A 16,226-nucleotide genomic window follows, 5' to 3' on the forward strand; every position below is an offset into this window, starting at 1 on the left:
GGCCTGCCCGGAGGGACTCGAACCCCCGACCTGCTGCTTAGAAGGCAGCTGCTCTATCCAGTTGAGCTACGGGCAGCGCGGGGCGAATTCTAGGCTGCCGCTTGGCGGTACTCAGCGCCGCTCGTATTGTCGGCGTCCGAAGAGCACCTCGCGCGATTGCTCGTCGGTGATCGAGCGGCGCTTGTCCGCCAGCACCTCCACGCCCCGCATCACCGCCGGGCGCTTGGCGATTTCGTCGAACCAGCCCTTCAGGTGCGGGTAGTCGTTCCAGTCGATGCCCTGGTTCTTCCACGAGCGCAGCCAGGGGTAGACGGCGATGTCGGCGATGCTGTAGTCCTTGCCGCCGATGTACCGCGAGTTGGCCAGGCGGCCGTTCATCACCATGTACAGGCGTCTGGCCTCGTTGGTGTAGCGGTCCACCGCATAGGCGATCTTCTCGGGCGCGTAGACCCGGAAGTGATGCGCCTGGCCGAGCATCGGGCCCACGCTGGCCATCTGGAACATCAGCCATTGCAGCACTTCGTACTTGCCGCGGGTGCTGGCGGGCAGCAACTTGCCGGTCTTGCCCGCCAAATACAGCAGGATCGCGCCCGATTCGAACAACGAGATAGGCTGGCCGTCCGGTCCGTCGGGGTCGACGATGGCAGGAATCTTGTTGTTCGGGCTGATCGCGAGAAACTCGGGGTTGAACTGATCGCCGGCGCCGATGTCTATCGGGATGGTCCGATAGGCGAGGCCGCACTCCTCCAGCATGATGTGGACCTTGTGACCATTGGGCGTGGCCCACGAATACACTTCGATCATGACCTCGGCTCCTCGCGCTGGTGTTGCGACTCTAATCCAACCATGCTGAAGTTCATCAGGCAACGGTTGTTTCGCGCCAGCAGTCTCGGGGGCCGCGACGCGCTGCAAGCCTGGGCGGAGTCATCCGGCTGGACCATGCGCAACTCGCGCGACCGCGACGGCTTCATCATCGACGCGCGCGCCGGCCAATTGGAGGGCCGGATCGAATGGGGCCCGTCACAGCGCCACTACATGGGCCCGCACGAGCTGCGACTGCGGGGCGAGCTGCCCGCGCTGAGTGGTGAGGCGCATGCGCTCGTGATGCCGCGCATGCTGCTGGACTCCGTCGAGGCCGAGCTGTTCAACCAGTTCGTCGGCGGGGTACAGACCCGCATGGACGAAGAAACGCCCGAGGAGATGCGCTGGCTGGCCCTGTCGCCCAAACTCAGCGGCGCATTGCTGGGCGAGCTGAAAGCCCACTACGCCGCAGTCAGCAACCGGGTGCCGTGGTTGGCCCACTGGCTGCAGGGCCCCCTCGGAGAGTTGCTGCTGCAGCGTGCGCTCGGCCCGGCCGAGGCTGCGCCACCGTTTGCGCTCATCGTGCAGCGCAACCGGCTCACGTTGCGGGTGGCGCTGCCGGAGCCGGACGTGGCCTCGGTTCAGGCCGCGCAAGCCTTGTTCGCGATGGCGTTGACGCAAGCCCGCGTGACCGCAGACGAGCCTTCGGCGGACGACGAAGGCCCGTCCACCCAATAGCGGCGTCGCGGGCCTTTGTTCAGGCGGCGGGGCGCTTGCCCAGTTCGAGCTTGGCGATCGCGTTGCGGTGCACTTCGTCCGGGCCGTCGGCAAAGCGCAGGGTTCGGGCCCCGGCATAGAAGTTGGCGAGCGGGAAGTCCTGGCACACGCCCGCGCCACCGTGCACCTGCATCGCCCAGTCGATCACCTGGCAGGCCATGCTGGGCGCGACGACCTTGATCATCGCGATCTCGGCCTGCGCGCTCTTGTTACCCGCCACGTCCATCATCCAGGCCGCCTTCAGCGTCAGCAGGCGCGCCTGCTCGATCATGCAGCGGGCGTCGGCGATGCGTTCCTGCGTCACCGTCTGCTGGGCAATCGTCTTGCCAAAGGCCACGCGCTTGAGCGCGCGGTCGCACATCAGCTCCAGTGAGCGCTCGGCCAGGCCGATCAGGCGCATGCAGTGGTGGATGCGGCCCGGACCGAGGCGCCCTTGCGCGATCTCGAAGCCGCGGCCCTCGCCGAGCAGGATGTTGCTGGCCGGCACACGCACGTTGGTGAACTCGATCTCCATGTGGCCGTGCGGGGCGTCGTCGTAACCCATGACCGACAGCGGGCGCAGCACCTTGACGCCCGGTGCGTCCATCGGCACCAGGATCATCGACTGCTGCGAGTGGCGGGCGGCGCTCGGGTCGGTCTTGCCCATGAAGATCATGACCTTGCAGCGCGGGTCGCCGGCGCCGCTGGTCCACCACTTGCGGCCGTTGATGACGTAGTCGTCACCGTCACGCTCGATGCGGGCCTCGATGTTGGTTGCGTCGGACGAGGCGACCGCCGGCTCGGTCATCGCAAAGGCACTGCGGATCTCGCCGCGCAGCAGCGGCTCGAGCCATTGCTTCTTGTGCTCGGCGCTGCCGTAGCGCACCAGCACTTCCATGTTGCCGGTATCCGGGGCCGAGCAGTTGAAGACCTCGCTGGCCCAGGGCACGCGGCCCATGATCTCGGCCAGCGGTGCGTACTCCTGGTTCGTCAGGCCGGCGCCCATTTCGCTGTCGGGCAGGAACAGGTTCCACAGCTTGACGGCACGCGCCTTGGGCTTCAGTTCCTCGATCACCGGCAGCGGCGACCAGCGCTTGCCGGCCTGGGTGTTGGCCTCCAGCTCGGCCCAGTAGCGGGCTTCGTTCGGGTAGACATGCTCGTCCATGAAGGCCGAGACGGCGGCACGCAGCTCCTGTGTCTTGGGGGAGTAGCCGAAGTCCATGGCGGGTCCTTTTGGGTTGCGAGATCGTGAGGTGAGGGGGGGCTCGGCGGGCCGAGGCCGAGGGGGCGGTATCAGGCGGCTTCGGCGAACTGCCACGCCAGCAGGGCGAGGTGGGGCGCGGCATCGCCCGTGGCGCGCGCCTGGCTGCTGGCGGCGGTGCCGTCGACCACGCGCTTGGCAATGCCCTGCGCGATCGCCGACAAGCGGAACAGGTTGTAGGCGAGGTAGAAGTTCCAGTCGGCCATCACCGCATCGACGTTGGCGCGGCCGGTGCGCGCGCAGTAGCGGCGCACGTAGTCGCGCTCGCTCGGGATGCCGAGCGCGGCATGGTCGAGGCCCGCGATGCCGCGGAACACGCCGGCCGGGATGTGCCAGCTCATGCAGTGGTAGCTGAAGTCGGCCAGCGGGTGGCCGATGGTCGACAGCTCCCAGTCGAGCACCGCGGCGATGCGCGGCTGGACGCTGTCGAAGATCAGGTTGTCGAGCCGGTAGTCGCCGTGCACGATGCTGATTTGCGATTCGTCGCGCGCGCTGGCAGGGATGTGCGCCGGCAGCCAGTCCAGCAGCTTGTCCATCGCCGGGTTCGGGCCGGTGACCGAGGCCAGGTACTGCTTGCTCCAGCGGCCGATCTGGCGCTCGAAGTAGTTGCCGGGCTTGCCGTAATCAGCCAAGCCGACCGCGGCCACGTCGACCGTGTGCAGCGCGGCGATCACGCGGTTCATCTCGTCGTAGATCGCGCCGCGTTCTTCGGGTGTGGACTCGGGCAGCGCCTGGTTCCACAACACACGGCCGCCCACGAACTCCATCACGTAGAAGGCGCGGCCGATGATGGCCTCGTCTTCGCACAGCACGTGCATCTGGGCGACAGGCACGTCGGTGTCGTGCAGTGCCGCCATCACGCGAAACTCGCGTTCGATCGCGTGGGCCGATGGCAGCAGCTTCGCGGCGGGCCCGGGCTTGCTGCGCATCACGTAGGACTTGCCCGGCGTGACCAGCTTGTAGGTCGGATTCGATTGACCGCCCTTGAACTGCTCGACGCTCAAGGGGCCGGCGAAACCGGGCAGCTTGTCGGCGAGGTAGGCCTCGAGCGCTGCCGCATCAAAGGCGTGGCTCGCGGCCACGGCCTTGGTGCCGGTGTACTGTTCTTCCATCGGTTCAGTTCCGTTCCATGGGCCGGAAGAACCGACCCGGGTTCAGCGGTCGGTGACCGCCATCAACTTCTCGCGCGACAACACCACCAGCCGCGTCGGCTCGACGCGCAGCACGCCATCGCGCTCCAGTTCCTTCAGCTCCTGGTTCACCCGCTGGCGCGAGGCGCCCAGCAGCTGTGCCAGGTCTTCCTGCGCCAGCTGCAGGCCGATGCGGATCTCTTCGCCTTGCTCGATGCCGTAGCTCTTGGCCAGCAACAGCAGCTGCTTGGCCAGGCGTGCGGCCAGTGGCTTGGTGTTCAGGTCTTCGATCAGGTTGAACATCAGCCGCAGGCGACGGCAATTCAAGCGCAGCAGCGCGTCGTACAGCTCCACGTGTTGCGACAGCAGTTCGCGAAAGTCGGCCTTGCGGATGATCAGCAGCGTGGTCGGGCCATGTGCAGTGGCATCGTGCGTGCGCGGCAGGCCATCGAACAGAGCGATGTCGCCGAACCAGGTGCCCGGCTCCACGTAGGTCAACGAGACCTGCTTGCCGGAGAGGGACACCGAGCTGACGCGCACCGCACCCTTGGCCACGCCAACCCAGTCTTCGGCCGGCGCGCCGCGCGCTGCGAGTGGCGCGCCGTCGGCCAGACGCCGCACCGTGGCCCTGGCCAGGATGGCTGATCGCAGCGTCGCAGAGAGCGTTGAAAACCATGCACCGGCATCGATGTTGTGTCGCTCGTCGATTGTAAGAATGGGGGTATTCATCATTTGTCCCTGACGCGACAGCGGCCGCATCATTGCTGTCGGTATTGTCCACAGTCCCGGCTTCGCAGTCTCGATTCATTGGGGCCAGCCCCGACTCGCACCGTCGCTGGCCCGAGAGGCGAGCCCACCCGGCAACGGCCCTTCGTCCTTCTCAGGAGCCCACCATGCACCACCCCGTGTCGTCAGTGATTTGCTCGCCCGAGGAATGGGAAACCCGTGTCGACCTGGCCGCGGCCTACCGGCTCGTCGCGATGTTCCATTGGGACGACCTGGTCTTCACCCACATCAGCGCGCGCGTGCCGGGTGAAGACAACGCCTTCCTGATCAACCCCTACGGCATGCTGTTCGAAGAGATCACCGCGTCGAGCCTGGTGAAGGTGGACACCGACGGCAACAAGCTCAGCGACTCGCCGTACCCGGTCAACCCGGCGGGCTTCGTGATCCACAGCGCGATCCACTCGGCACGGCACGACGCGCATTGCGTGTTGCACACCCACACGCTGAATGGCGTGGCGGTGTCGGCGCAGCGCGAGGGCGTGCTGCCGATCTCGCAGCAGTCGATCTTCGTACTGGCCGGCCTGGGCTACCACGACTACGAGGGCGTCGCGTTGCGCGACGACGAGAAGCCGCGCCTGGTGCGCGACCTGGGCGACAACAATTACCTGATGCTGCGCAACCACGGCCTGTTGACGGTGGGGGCGACCATTGCTGATGCGTTCCAGGCGATGTACCTGTTCGAGACGGTCTGCGCGATCCAGATCCGAGCGCAGTCGGGTGGTGGCGAGCTGGTTCGGGTGCCGCAGGCCATCATCTCGACCGCGCGCCAGCAGGCCGCACAGGTCACCAAGGGCTTGGGTGGCAACCTGGCATGGCCCGGGCTGAAACGTCGGCTCGACCGCGAGATGCCGGGCTACGGCGTGTAGAAGAGCCTGCTACTTGAAGTCCGGCTTGCGCTTGGCGAAGAAGGCGGCCAGGCCCTCGCCGCCGTTCGGGTGGAAGAGGTTGGTGACGAAGGCGTCGCGTTCGGCATTCATGCCTTCTTGCAGGCTGCGCGCCGGCGCCGCCTGGATCAGCTCTTTCACGGTCGCCACGGCGTTGGGGGCCATGTACGACAGCTGACGCGCCAATGCCAGGGCCTGGTTGAGCGCCTGGCCCGGTTCAGCAAGGCGGTTCACGACGCCGAGGGCATGCAAGCGCTCGGCCGACTGCGGCTCAGCCAGCCAGGCCAGCTCGAGCGCCAGCGCGCGGGGCAGGGCGCGCGCCAGGTGCCAGGTCGAGGCGCCATCGGGCGAGAAGCCCACCTTGGCATAGGAGAGCACGAAACGTGCGTCGTTCGCCGCCACGATCAGATCGCAGGCGAGAGCAAGCGACATACCACCCCCGGCTGCGAAACCTTCGACCGCGGCGATGATCGGCTTTGGAAAGCTGCGCATCGCGTCGACCAGCGCATGAAAAAGATCGATCGATGCGGCCTGTGCCTCGGGCGGGCGCTCGCGGGCGCCGCCGATGCGGTTCAGGTCACCACCGGCGCAGAAGTGCGCGCCGTCACCGCGCAGCACCACCGCGCGAACCTGCGGGTCCGGATCGGCCTGGTTCAGCGCTTCGATCGCGGCGGTCACCGCCTGAGGTGAGAGTGAATTGCGGGTGGCAGGATCCGACAAAGTCAGGATCAGCGTGCGGTCTTCTTGCGCGGTGAGCAGTTCGGAAGGCATGGGATATCGCTGCAAATGCACCGCCATGGGCCCGGCGGCGGAAGACCATTCTTGCACCGTGCCTGCTGGTGGTCCTGTCCCACAGATAACTGCCATTGAGATTCGACCAGATGGTGATGATGGCGCGGCCGGACGGCTGGGCAGATACCCAGCGTATCAGCCCGGCTCGTCGACTCGCGATCATCCCCATTGCGACCCGTCGCAATGACAGTTGTCTGCGGGACAGGACACCTGCCGTTGGGCCAGGATCACAGGGGCATCTCAGCCCCCTGTTCCGGAGGGCAATCTGATAGAGTGATTTGCTACTTGCAACAACAAGTGCCGCCGGAATGCCCCCACGAGCAACCGCGCTGATCTTGGCCTGTGCCACTGCGGCGTTAGCCATCGAGGCCCAGGCCATTGGTTTCGGCCGGTTGACCACGTCGGCGGTGTTGGGGCAGCCGCTGAACCTGCCCATTCCCTTGCGGCTCGATCCTGGCGAACGCCTCGAGCCCGAATGCGTCAGTGCCGAGATCGTCGCCGGCGACACCGCCCTCCATCCCGACCGCATTCGCGTGCGGCTCGAACCTTCCGGCGTATCGGGTGCCGCGTGGCTGGCCCGTGTCACGACGCTCGTTCCGATCGACGAACCGGTGCTCGACATCGCCTTGACGGTGGGTTGCGACAAGCGCTTCTCGCGGCGCTTCGTGGCCTTTGCCGACCCGCCCTCGATCGGCCAGGCCCGGGCGGGGCCGATCGAACTCGACACCGTCGCCGCCCCCGCCAGCGGTGCGGTGTCGATGGTGGCCAACGAGGCCGGGCCTGCGGCCGAAGCCCCGCCGCGCCGCGCGCGGGCCGCCGAGCCATCGGCCGCTCGCAAGCCGGCGCGCCCTGCCGCGTCCGCGTCGGCGCAAGCCAGCCCCAAGTCCACCCAGGGCGCGAAGCGCCGCGCCGCGACGCTGCCCCCCAGCCAGCGGGCGGCCGCGGCAACCCACGGCGGCGCCCGATTGATCCTGGAGTCCGATGGCCCGCGGCTGAAGCTGGACATGGAAGCACCGATCTTCATGCCACCGCCGCTCGCCGCCGGCGACGGCGCCGCCAGCGTGCCCGAGGTCGAAGCGAATGCAGCGACGCAGGCCGAGCGGCTGCACCTGCTGGAAAAGGCCCTTGCTGACCTGCAGCGCGAGAGTCAGGCGGGTCGAGAAGCCGCCGGCGTCTTGAAAGCTCGCCTGGCCGAGGCCGAGAACCGAGGCCGCGCCGTGCCCTGGCTGGTCGGACTGGTGCTGCTGGCCGTGGGCATCGCAGCGTGGTTGGCGTTGCGCTCACGCCGCCACCATCACCATGAAACCAGCGAGGTGCCTGCGCACTGGTGGTCGCCCGTGGCCGAGGCTGAGCCGGTCGCGCCTGAGGAATCGGCGCACTCGAGCAGTGCCCATGTGCTCGAGCCGCCGCCTTCGGATCTGGGCGGATTGGACGAACATCCTCGCGAAGCCGCCGACACGGCGCCGCTGCCGGCAGCGTTGGCAATGGAGCGCGACCTGCCGGCACCCGGAGGCCCCACCAGCGCGCGATCCACCGGCGTCGTGCCGGCGTTGGCGAACTTCCGGCCCGAGCCGATCCACGAGCGCACGATGGTGATCTCGGCACCGCCGCCTTTCATGCGTGCGGAGCCGGCCGCCGTGGATGCCGTGGCCGCGCGCGAGGTGTCGGTCGAAGAGCTGCTGGACCTGGAGCAGCAGGCCGACTTCTTCATCGCCCTGGGGCAGGAGGAAGCCGCCATCGACCTGCTGATGGCGCACTTGCGTGGGACGGGTGGCCTGAGCCCCTTGCCCTACACCAAGCTGTTGGAAATCTATCGTCGCCAGGGCGACCGCGATGCGTACGAACGCATCCGCACGCGCTTCAACCGTCGTTTCAATGCCTATGCGCCTGAATGGGAGGACGGCCCACTGAGCGGGCGCGCGCTGGAAGACTATGCCGAGGTGGTGCAGCATCTGCAGTCGCTGTGGCGCGAGCCGCTGGACGCGATGGCCATGCTCGAAGCGATGCTGTTTCGCAAGGACGCGGCCTACGAGCTGTTCGATCTGCCGGCCTACAAGGACGTGCTGGTGCTGTACGCGCTGGCCCGCGACCTGTGGCAGCAAGGTGGTGGCCGAGGGGCCGCGGTCGACGTGCTGCTGCCGCTGGACGACGGCGCCGGCCCGGACGCCGTCCAGGCCAAGGCCGAGCCGGTGTCTTCGCCGGCCGATGCACCACCGTTCGAGTTGACCGCGTTCGCGTTGCCGCCGCAGCAGGGCCAGGTGACACCACCCCCGTCGAGCCCGGCACCATCGACCAGCGGCTCGAGTGCCGCCGACACGGAGCCGACGCTGGACCCGGCGCGTCGCTCGTTGCGCTGAACGCGCGAGCGGGCCTCAGAGCCGGGACAGGCGCCGCAGCGCTTCGTCCAGCGTCGCCTCGGTCTTGGCGAAGCAAAAGCGCACGATCGGCTGCTCAGGCGCTCGGGCGTAGAACGCCGACAACGGGATGGCTGCGACGCCGATCTCGGCCGTCAGCCACTCGCAGAACTGCAGGTCCGGCAAGCTGCTGATGCGGCTGTAGTCGACGCACTGGAAGTAGCTGCCGGCGCAAGGCAGCAATTCGAAGCGGGTGCCGGCCAGGCCATGGCGGAAGCGGTCGCGCTTGCGTTGGTAGAACGCCGGCAGCCCTTCGTAGGGCTGCGGGTCGGCCAGCCAGGCGGCCAGGCCATGCTGCATCGGCGTGTTGACGGTGAACACGTTGAACTGGTGCACCTTGCGGAACTCGGCCATCAACGCCGCCGGCGCCGCCACGTGGCCGACCTTCCAGCCGGTCACGTGGTAGGTCTTGCCGAAGCTGGAGATCACGAGGCTGCGTGCGGCCAGCTCCGGCTCGGCGCTGACGCTGGCATGGGCCCGTCCATCGAACACCATGTGCTCGTAGACCTCGTCGGACAGCACCAGCACATCGGTCGGGCGCAGCAGCTCGGCCAGGGCCTTCATGTCGGCCGCCGACCAGACACTGCCGGTCGGGTTGTGCGGCGTGTTGATGATGATGGCGCGGGTGCGCGGGCTCAGCGCCGCGCTCAGCTGGGCCAGGTCGAGGTGGAAGCCGTTGGGATCCTCGGGAAGCGAAGGGCCGTTCCCGAGTGTCTCGATCCCCCTCGGGGGGCGAGCTGGGCTCAGCCCAGCCCTGGGGGCACCAAGAGGCACGCGCACCACGGTGCCGCCGGCCAGCGTGATGGCCGGGCCGTAGCTGTCGTAGCACGGCTCGAGCACGATCACCTCGTCGCCGGGGTGCACCAGCGCGAGGATGGCCGTCAGGATGCCCTGGGTGGCGCCAGCGGTGATGGTGATCTCGCTGTCGGCGTCGTAGCGGTGGCCGTACAGCCGCTCGATCTTGGCGGCCAGTGCCTGGCGCAGCATGGGCACGCCAGCCATCGGCGGGTACTGGTTGTGACCCGCCCGCATCGCAGCGTGCACTGCTTCGACCAAGCCGGCTGCGCAGTCGAAATCCGGAAAGCCCTGGCCCAGGTTCACCGCGCCATGCTGGACGGCCAATGCCGACATCACGCTGAAGATGGTGGTGCCGACATCGGGCAGGCGGCTGCTGATCGGCGGCGTGCGCGGCAGCGGCGGCGAGGCGCTGATGCCACTGGCCGGCGCGGTCTCGGTATCAAAGGTCATAGGTGTCGCCTTGGCTGCCCATCGCCCGTTCGATCAACGCACGCGACAGGCGGTCTGACAAGAGTTCGGCAAAGGTCAGCACGAAGCTGCGCAGGTAGGCGCCGCGGCGGAACGCCACGCGGGCGGTGTTGCTGCCGAACAGGTGGCCGGCCGGCTTCCACACCAGGTCGGTGTTGTTGCCCTCGGCCTTCATCGCCATCTCGGCGATGATGCCGACGCCCAGGCCGCTGCGCACGTAGGTCTTGATCACGTCCGAGTCGATCGCCTCGAGCGCAATGTTGGGCTTCAGGCGCCGCTGCGCGAAGGCCTGGTCGACTCGCTTGCGGCCGGCGAACGACGGGTGGTATGAAATCAGCGGCTCTTCGGCCAGTTGCTCCAGCGTCGGCCGGTCGATGCGGGCCAGCGGGTGGTCCGAGGCGACGACGATCACATGCTGCCACTCGTAGCAGGGCAGGGTGACCAGCTCTTCGTAGTCGGCCAGCGATTCGGTGGCCAGGCCGATGTCGGCTGCGTCGGACAGCAGCATCTGCGCCACCTGGTCCGGTGTGCCCTGGTGCAGGCTGACCTGTACCTTCGGGAAACGCTTGCGCAGTTGCGCCACCGGCTCAGGCAGCACATAACGCGCTTGCGTGTGGGTGGTGGCGATCGACAGCCGGCCGCTGTCCTGCTTGGAGAATTCTTCGCCGATTCGCTTGAGGTTGGCGACTTCGCGCAAGATCAGGTCGACTGACTTCAGCACCTGCATGCCGGGCTCGGTGACGCGCTTGAGCCGTTTGCCGTGGCGCACGAAGATGTCGACGCCCAGTTCTTCCTCCAGCTCCAGGATGGCCTTCGAGATACCGGGCTGCGAGGTGAACAGCGCCTTCGCGGTCTCGGTGAGGTTGAGGTTGCGGCGCACCGCCTCCTGCACGAAACGAAACTGATGCAGGTTCACGCACGCTCCTGGTTGGTCGTGTCCATGGGGTCGATGGCGATTTGCGCCAGGGCTTCGACCAGGCGGGGCGACTCCCCGGCGGCAGGGCGCAGCGTCCACTGCACGCCCGGGTGAGCCTGTCTCAACCGGTCCAGCCGCTCGGGCAGGTCCTTGCGCACGTGGCCGCCGGCGCCCAGGAACAGCGGCAGCACCGCCACCTCGCGGCAGCCGGCCTGTACCAGCGCTTGGCCGGCGGCGTCCAGGTCTGGCGCCATGAGTTCAAGGTAGGCCAGCGACACTGCCAACTCGGGCTGCAACGCTCGCACGCGCGCGGCCACCTGCTCGAACGGTTGCGCCCAGCGCGCGTCGCGCGCCCCGTGGGCAAAGAGGATGAGGCCTTGCATGGTCTTAACGGTACCTGACGAGCCAGGTGAATGCCGCCAAGGACATCAGCAGATACAACAAGCTCGGCAACGCCGAGGCGATCCACGGCGTCCAGTCGCGCAGCAGGCCCAGGTGGCCGACCACGTTGTTCAGCAGCACGAAGCTGATGCCCAGCATGATGCCGCCGAAGACTTTCAGGCTGATGCCGCCTGCGCGTGCGTGCAGATAGGCAAAGGGCAGCGCCAGCGCCACCATCACGATGCACGCCAGCGGATAGAAGGCGCGGCGCCAGAACTGCAGCTCATAGCGTTGGGCTGTTTGTTCCTGCAGCTCGAGGTGGCGGCTGTAGCGCCACAGGTCGATGGTCGACATGCTGCGAATCGGCGAGATCGCGGCGGCGACCACGTTTTCTTGCAGCGTCGTGGGCCAGTCCAGCGAGTCGTGGTGCTTCGTCTGCAACTGGCTCTGGTCGCCTCGCGGCCATTCGGTGACCTGCACGTTCTGCAGCCGCCAGACGTCCTGGCCATTGGCCTGTTCGGACGTGGCGGTGGCGGCTTGCACCCGGCGCAGCAGCACGCCGTTCGCGTCGTGCTCGAAGATGCGAATGTCGCGCATCTGCCCGTCGGCCGTCGTGCCTTGCACGTTGATCGACAGGCTGCGCTCGTTGTCGCCGCTGCCTTGGTGTTCCTTCAGCCAGGCGCCGCTGCGGCCCAGTGCCTGGCCGCCACGAAAGCGCGCCTTCAGCGCGACCGCTTGCTGCTCGCCGAGCGGCGCGACGTATTCGCCCATGACGAAGGTCAGCACGCCCATCACGATGCCCAGCGTCAACAGCAACTGCAGCGCACGGCCCGGGCCCAAGCCGCCGGTCCGCAGGATGGTGAACTCCGACGACTGCGCCAGGCGTGCCATCGCGTAGATGGTGCCGATCAGCACGGCGATCGGAAACAGCTCGTAGAAGCGTCCGGGCAACTCGAAGATCGCCGCCAGCCCGGCGTGCCACACGGTGTAGCCGCGCTTGCCCACGCCCTCGAGCTCTTCGAGGAAATCGATGAAGAAGAACAATGACAAGAAGGCGATGGCCACGAAGACCACCGACCAGACCACGTCGCGGTAAAGGAGCCGGCGCACGGTCTTCATGCCGCGCCCCCGGCCAAGGTGGGGGCGCGTCGCCAGCGCATCACCGTGGCATGGTCTCGCCACCAGATCAGCCCCAGTGCCGCCAGGAAGGCCAGGCCATGCAGGCTCGCCAGCGCAGCCCCCATGCCCAGGCGACCGGCCGAGACCCAGGCCTGGCTCAGGTTGATCAGGTTGTAGTAGATGACGAACGCGAGCAGCGCGAACAGCAGGTTCCAGTTGCTGGCGCGACGCGGGTTGCTGGCCGACAGGCCCACGCCCAGCAGCAGCAGGTTGGCGGCGCCGAACAGCAGGCCCAGGCGCCAGGTCAGCTCGGCCTGGTTGCGAGGGGTGGGCTCGCGCAGCAGCGCCAGGGTGTTTTGCGCCTTGGGCGGGACCGAATCGGCCCCGCGCGCCTTGCCCGGGTCCACGATCATCCGCAGGTGCTCGAAGTTCAGCCGCGCGTGCTCGCCGGTCTCGTTGTTCTGCTCGCTGCGGTGCCCGGTGTCGAGCACCAGCACGCGGTCGTCACCTTCGTTTTCGATCCGGCCGGCGCGGGCGGTGGTCACGCTCTCGCGCTTGCCGCTGCGGCCGAGCAAGAAGACGTTGCGGCCGACACCGGCCGATTCGCCCTCGCGCTCGATGAAGAACACGCGGCTGCCATCGGCCGACGACTGGAAGCTGCCCGGCGCAATGCGGGCCAGGTCGGAGCGTTGTTCATAGCGCTGGCGCAGCTCGGTGGTCTTCTGGTTGCCCCAGGGCCAGACCAGCAAGGCCAGCAGGCCAACCATCAGCAACACCGGCGTGCCGGCGCGCAGCACCGGCCGCACGAAGCGGGACAGCCCGATGCCGCTGCTGAACCAGATCGCCATCTCGCTGTCGCGGTACATGCGGCCCAGGCTGACGACCGTCGCGACGAACAGCGACAGCGCCATCATCAGCGGCAACTGGCCCAACGCGGTGTACCCGAGCAGCAGCACCACGTCCTGCGGCGCTACGGCGCCATTGGCCGCCAGACCCAGCGTGCGGATCAGCATCATCGTCAGCACGATGGTCAGGATGACCACCAGCGTGGCGCCGAAGCTGCGCGCCAGTTCTTTGCGCACAGTCGAATCGAATAACATCAAAAGATTACTTTCATACGAGACAAGATTATGAACTTTCAAGCTCTCGCGACCCCGGCAGGCGGCGCTTCTGCAGTGGTGGCCGATGCCTTGATCGTCGTGTTGGCGGCCGATGGCAAGGCCGGCACGGGTGACAAGGCGCTGGACGGCGCCGTCGCTGCGGCCGTCAAGGCGGGCGACTTCGAGCGCAAGGCCGGCCGTACGCTCTACCTGCACAACGTTGATGGCGTGAAGAGCCAGCGCGTGGTGTTGTCGGGGGCTCGTGATGCATCCGCCAAGGCCTTCCGTGCCGCGGTGTCGGCCGGCATGGCGGCGCTGAAGAACCGCGCCGTGAAGCACTTGGCCGTCTTGGCGGGCGAGGGCGCTGGCGCTGCCCATGGCGAGGCGCTGGCCGTGGCGGTCGAGCAGGCCGGCTACGCCTACCGGCACACCAAGCCCAGCGCCGAAGTGGTGGCGATGCCGACCAAGGTTTCGCTGGTGGCCGACAAGGAGGCGCTGACCGAACTCAAGCAAGGCCTGGCGCAGGGCCAGGCCATCGGCGCAGGCATGAACGTGGCGCGCGAAGCCGCCAACCGCCCAGCCAACTTCTGCACCCCGACCTGGCTGGGTGAAGAGGCCAAGCGCCTGGGCAAGGAATTCGGCTTTGCCGTGCAGGTGCTCGACCGCAAGGCCGTCGAGAAGCTGGGCATGGGCTCGTTCCTGTCGGTGGCGCGGGGTTCGCAAGAGCCGCTGGCCTTCATCGTCATGCAGTACAACGGCGGCGGCAAGAAAGATGCCCCGATCGTTCTGGTGGGCAAGGGCATCACCTTCGACACCGGCGGCATCTCGTTGAAGCCCGGTGCCGAGATGGACGAGATGAAGTTCGACATGGGCGGCGCCGCCAGCGTGCTGGGCACCATGCGCGCGGTCGGCCAGCTCAAGCCCAAGATCAACGTCGTCGGCTTGATCCCGGCCTGCGAAAACATGCCCAGCGGCATCGCCACCAAGCCCGGCGACGTGGTGACCAGCATGTCGGGCCAGACCATCGAGATCCTCAACACCGACGCCGAAGGCCGCCTGATCCTGTGTGATGCGCTGACCTACGCCGAGCGCTTCAAGCCGGCGGCGGTGATCGACATCGCGACGCTGACCGGCGCCTGCGTCGTTGCATTGGGCAACCACCATGCGGGCATGTTCTCGCCCGACGATGGGCTGGCCGAAGAGTTGACCGCCGCTTCGCGCCGCGCGGACGACCCGTGCTGGCGCATGCCGCTGGACGAGGAGTACGACGAAGGGCTGAAGAGCAACTTCGCCGACATGGCCAACATCGGCTTGCGCGCCGGCGGTGCGATCACGGCCGCCAAGTTCCTGCAGCGCTACACCAAGGCCTACCCGTGGGCGCACCTGGACATCGCCGGTGTGGCCTGGAAGAGCGGTGCCGCCAAGGGCGCCACCGGGCGCCCCGTCGGTCTGCTGACGCATTTCGTGTTGGCACGCGCCGGTCGCAAGGCCTGAACGCGACGAAGGCCGCAGTGGCCGAGGTCGTCTTCCTCACCGGCGTGGCCGACATGGTCGACTTCGCTGGCCGGCTGCTGCGCAAGAAATACCGGGAAGGGGCGCGGGTGGCGGTCTATGCGCCGTCCCCGCTGCTCCAGCGACTGGACCAAGCGCTCTGGGTCAGCGAGCAGCTCGACTTCATCCCGCATGCGCTGCTGCGTGCGGGCTCTGCCCTGCCATCGGCCGTGATGATCGAGCGCACGCCGCTGTGGTTGTTGACGCGTCCTGAGCCGGCACTGCATTGCGACAGCGGCATCAACCTCGGCTGCGACGAACTCGATCTGGCAAGCGTGCATGAACGCGTGGCCGAAGTGGTGTCGCTCAATGCCGATGATGTCGCTGCCGGTCGCGCGCGTTGGAAGCGCTACGAAACCCAGGGCCACCAGTTGGTGCATCGGCCGCAGCGCTGAGCGGTGAGTCCGCACGTTGGTGCAATTACGCACAACGCTGCGTCATCCGGCGCACCACGACCCGCGTTCAAAGCTGGCGAACTGCATTGCCAAGACCTGGATTGGTGCTGACGCAAGAGTCCCGCCGATGGTCTGGTTTGGTGTCGTCCATACCCAGGCTCCAATGGTGCGCAAGCCCGGGTTGTCCCGGGCCTGTTGCCGATTGGGAGGCGGTTTTTTTTGGAGTATCGTGTCTCGCCCGTTGAGAGCACCTCATCCCAAGTTTTCTCAACTTACCCCAACCGGAGGTTCGTTCCTATGCAAGTCAAACTGAATGTGGTCGTCGCTGCTGCCGCCGTCTTGTTCGCGGGCAGCTCGATGGCCCAGGACATGGTCATCAAGATCGGCCATGTGGGGCCGACCAGCGGTGCGATTGCCCACCTGGGCAAGGACAACGAGAACGGCGCCCGCATGGCCATCGATGAGCTCAACGCCAAGGGCGTGACCATCGGCGGCAAGAAGGCCAAGTTCGAACTGCTGGCCGAAGACGACGCAGGCGACCCCAAGCAAGGCACCGCTGCCGCGCAGAAGCTGGTCGACTCCAAGGTCAACGGCGTGGTCGGTCACCTGAACTCGGGCACCTCCATCCCGGCTTCGAAGGTCTACTCCGACGCCGGCATTCCGCAGATCTCCCC

General features: G+C 67.3%; 16 protein-coding genes and 1 tRNA gene. 6 read left to right on the top strand and 11 right to left on the bottom strand.

Annotation, left to right across the window (positions count from 1 at the left end; all coding sequences use genetic code 11):
• Positions 1 to 2: 2 nt before the first annotated feature.
• Positions 3 to 76, bottom strand: a tRNA-Arg gene (locus VFY73_RS05050).
• 35 nt (positions 77 to 111) lie between these two features.
• Positions 112 to 804 (bottom strand): glutathione binding-like protein, encoded by a 693-nt coding sequence (locus VFY73_RS05055; RefSeq protein ID WP_329716827.1) that lies wholly within the window; start codon positions 802 to 804, stop codon positions 112 to 114.
• 42 nt (positions 805 to 846) lie between these two features.
• Here VFY73_RS05055 and VFY73_RS05060 point away from each other — a divergent pair, with 42 nt between their 5' ends.
• A complete protein-coding gene (locus tag VFY73_RS05060) occupies positions 847 to 1,539 on the top strand; it encodes a hypothetical protein (protein ID WP_329716828.1) in 693 nt (230 codons plus the stop codon).
• A 19-nt stretch (positions 1,540 to 1,558) separates the two neighbouring features.
• On the opposite strand, the gene VFY73_RS05065 is transcribed toward VFY73_RS05060, so the two are convergent.
• The 3 genes from VFY73_RS05065 to VFY73_RS05075 all read right to left on the bottom strand — a co-directional run bounded on the left by VFY73_RS05065 (position 1,559) and on the right by VFY73_RS05075 (position 4,677).
• Complete coding sequence (locus VFY73_RS05065; RefSeq protein ID WP_329716829.1) at positions 1,559 to 2,779, bottom strand: acyl-CoA dehydrogenase family protein; 1,221 nt, start codon at positions 2,777 to 2,779, stop codon at positions 1,559 to 1,561.
• Between the two features lie 71 nt (positions 2,780 to 2,850).
• Positions 2,851 to 3,930: a phosphotransferase family protein gene (locus tag VFY73_RS05070; protein ID WP_329716830.1), complete on the bottom strand. Its 1,080-nt coding sequence runs from the start codon at positions 3,928 to 3,930 to the stop codon at positions 2,851 to 2,853.
• A gap of 42 nt (positions 3,931 to 3,972) precedes the next feature.
• Positions 3,973 to 4,677, bottom strand: a complete 705-nt coding sequence (locus tag VFY73_RS05075) for a Crp/Fnr family transcriptional regulator (protein ID WP_329716831.1) — start codon at positions 4,675 to 4,677, stop codon at positions 3,973 to 3,975.
• A gap of 164 nt (positions 4,678 to 4,841) precedes the next feature.
• On the opposite strand from VFY73_RS05075, the gene VFY73_RS05080 reads away from it, so the two are divergent.
• The gene (locus VFY73_RS05080; RefSeq protein WP_329716832.1) at positions 4,842 to 5,600 is read left to right on the top strand and encodes a class II aldolase/adducin family protein; all 759 of its coding nucleotides are present in this window, start codon (positions 4,842 to 4,844) and stop codon (positions 5,598 to 5,600) included.
• A 9-nt stretch (positions 5,601 to 5,609) separates the two neighbouring features.
• Here VFY73_RS05080 and VFY73_RS05085 read toward each other — a convergent pair whose 3' ends face one another.
• Complete coding sequence (locus VFY73_RS05085; protein WP_329716833.1) at positions 5,610 to 6,389, bottom strand: oxepin-CoA hydrolase, alternative type; 780 nt, start codon at positions 6,387 to 6,389, stop codon at positions 5,610 to 5,612.
• A 329-nt stretch (positions 6,390 to 6,718) separates the two neighbouring features.
• Here VFY73_RS05085 and VFY73_RS05090 point away from each other — a divergent pair, with 329 nt between their 5' ends.
• Positions 6,719 to 8,767, top strand: a complete 2,049-nt coding sequence (locus tag VFY73_RS05090) for a hypothetical protein (RefSeq protein ID WP_329716834.1) — start codon at positions 6,719 to 6,721, stop codon at positions 8,765 to 8,767.
• Between the two features lie 15 nt (positions 8,768 to 8,782).
• On the opposite strand, the gene VFY73_RS05095 is transcribed toward VFY73_RS05090, so the two are convergent.
• From VFY73_RS05095 to lptF, 5 genes are read right to left on the bottom strand one after another with little or no spacing between them, the layout of a single operon-like run.
• Complete coding sequence (locus tag VFY73_RS05095; protein WP_414654402.1) at positions 8,783 to 10,072, bottom strand: pyridoxal phosphate-dependent aminotransferase; 1,290 nt, start codon at positions 10,070 to 10,072, stop codon at positions 8,783 to 8,785.
• Positions 10,062 to 11,006 (bottom strand): CysB family HTH-type transcriptional regulator, encoded by a 945-nt coding sequence (locus tag VFY73_RS05100; protein WP_329716835.1) that lies wholly within the window; start codon positions 11,004 to 11,006, stop codon positions 10,062 to 10,064. Before VFY73_RS05100 ends, VFY73_RS05095 begins: the two co-directional genes overlap by 11 nt.
• On the bottom strand, positions 11,003 to 11,389 hold the full coding sequence (locus tag VFY73_RS05105; protein WP_329716836.1) for a CbiX/SirB N-terminal domain-containing protein: 387 nt from the start codon (positions 11,387 to 11,389) through the stop codon (positions 11,003 to 11,005). The genes VFY73_RS05100 and VFY73_RS05105 overlap by 4 nt, the downstream gene beginning before the upstream one ends.
• Before the next feature lie 4 nt (positions 11,390 to 11,393).
• Positions 11,394 to 12,506, bottom strand: a complete 1,113-nt coding sequence (gene lptG, locus VFY73_RS05110) for an LPS export ABC transporter permease LptG (protein WP_329716837.1) — start codon at positions 12,504 to 12,506, stop codon at positions 11,394 to 11,396.
• The gene (gene lptF / locus VFY73_RS05115; protein ID WP_329716838.1) at positions 12,503 to 13,606 is read right to left on the bottom strand and encodes an LPS export ABC transporter permease LptF; all 1,104 of its coding nucleotides are present in this window, start codon (positions 13,604 to 13,606) and stop codon (positions 12,503 to 12,505) included. Before lptF ends, lptG begins: the two co-directional genes overlap by 4 nt.
• A 30-nt stretch (positions 13,607 to 13,636) precedes the next feature.
• Between lptF and VFY73_RS05120 the strand changes: the two genes are divergently transcribed.
• The 3 genes from VFY73_RS05120 to VFY73_RS05130 form a co-directional block, all read left to right on the top strand.
• Positions 13,637 to 15,100, top strand: coding sequence for a leucyl aminopeptidase (locus VFY73_RS05120; protein WP_329716839.1), 1,464 nt, complete (start codon positions 13,637 to 13,639; stop codon positions 15,098 to 15,100).
• Positions 15,101 to 15,117: 17 nt separating this feature from the next.
• On the top strand, positions 15,118 to 15,552 hold the full coding sequence (locus VFY73_RS05125; RefSeq protein ID WP_329716840.1) for a DNA polymerase III subunit chi: 435 nt from the start codon (positions 15,118 to 15,120) through the stop codon (positions 15,550 to 15,552).
• A gap of 297 nt (positions 15,553 to 15,849) precedes the next feature.
• Positions 15,850 to 16,226, top strand: a 377-nt coding sequence (locus VFY73_RS05130; RefSeq protein WP_329716841.1) for an ABC transporter substrate-binding protein, incomplete at its 3' end; no start/stop codon positions are given.

This window comes from Ideonella sp. (assembly GCF_036277275.1).
Taxonomy (GTDB): Bacteria; Pseudomonadota; Gammaproteobacteria; order Burkholderiales; family Burkholderiaceae_C; genus Ideonella.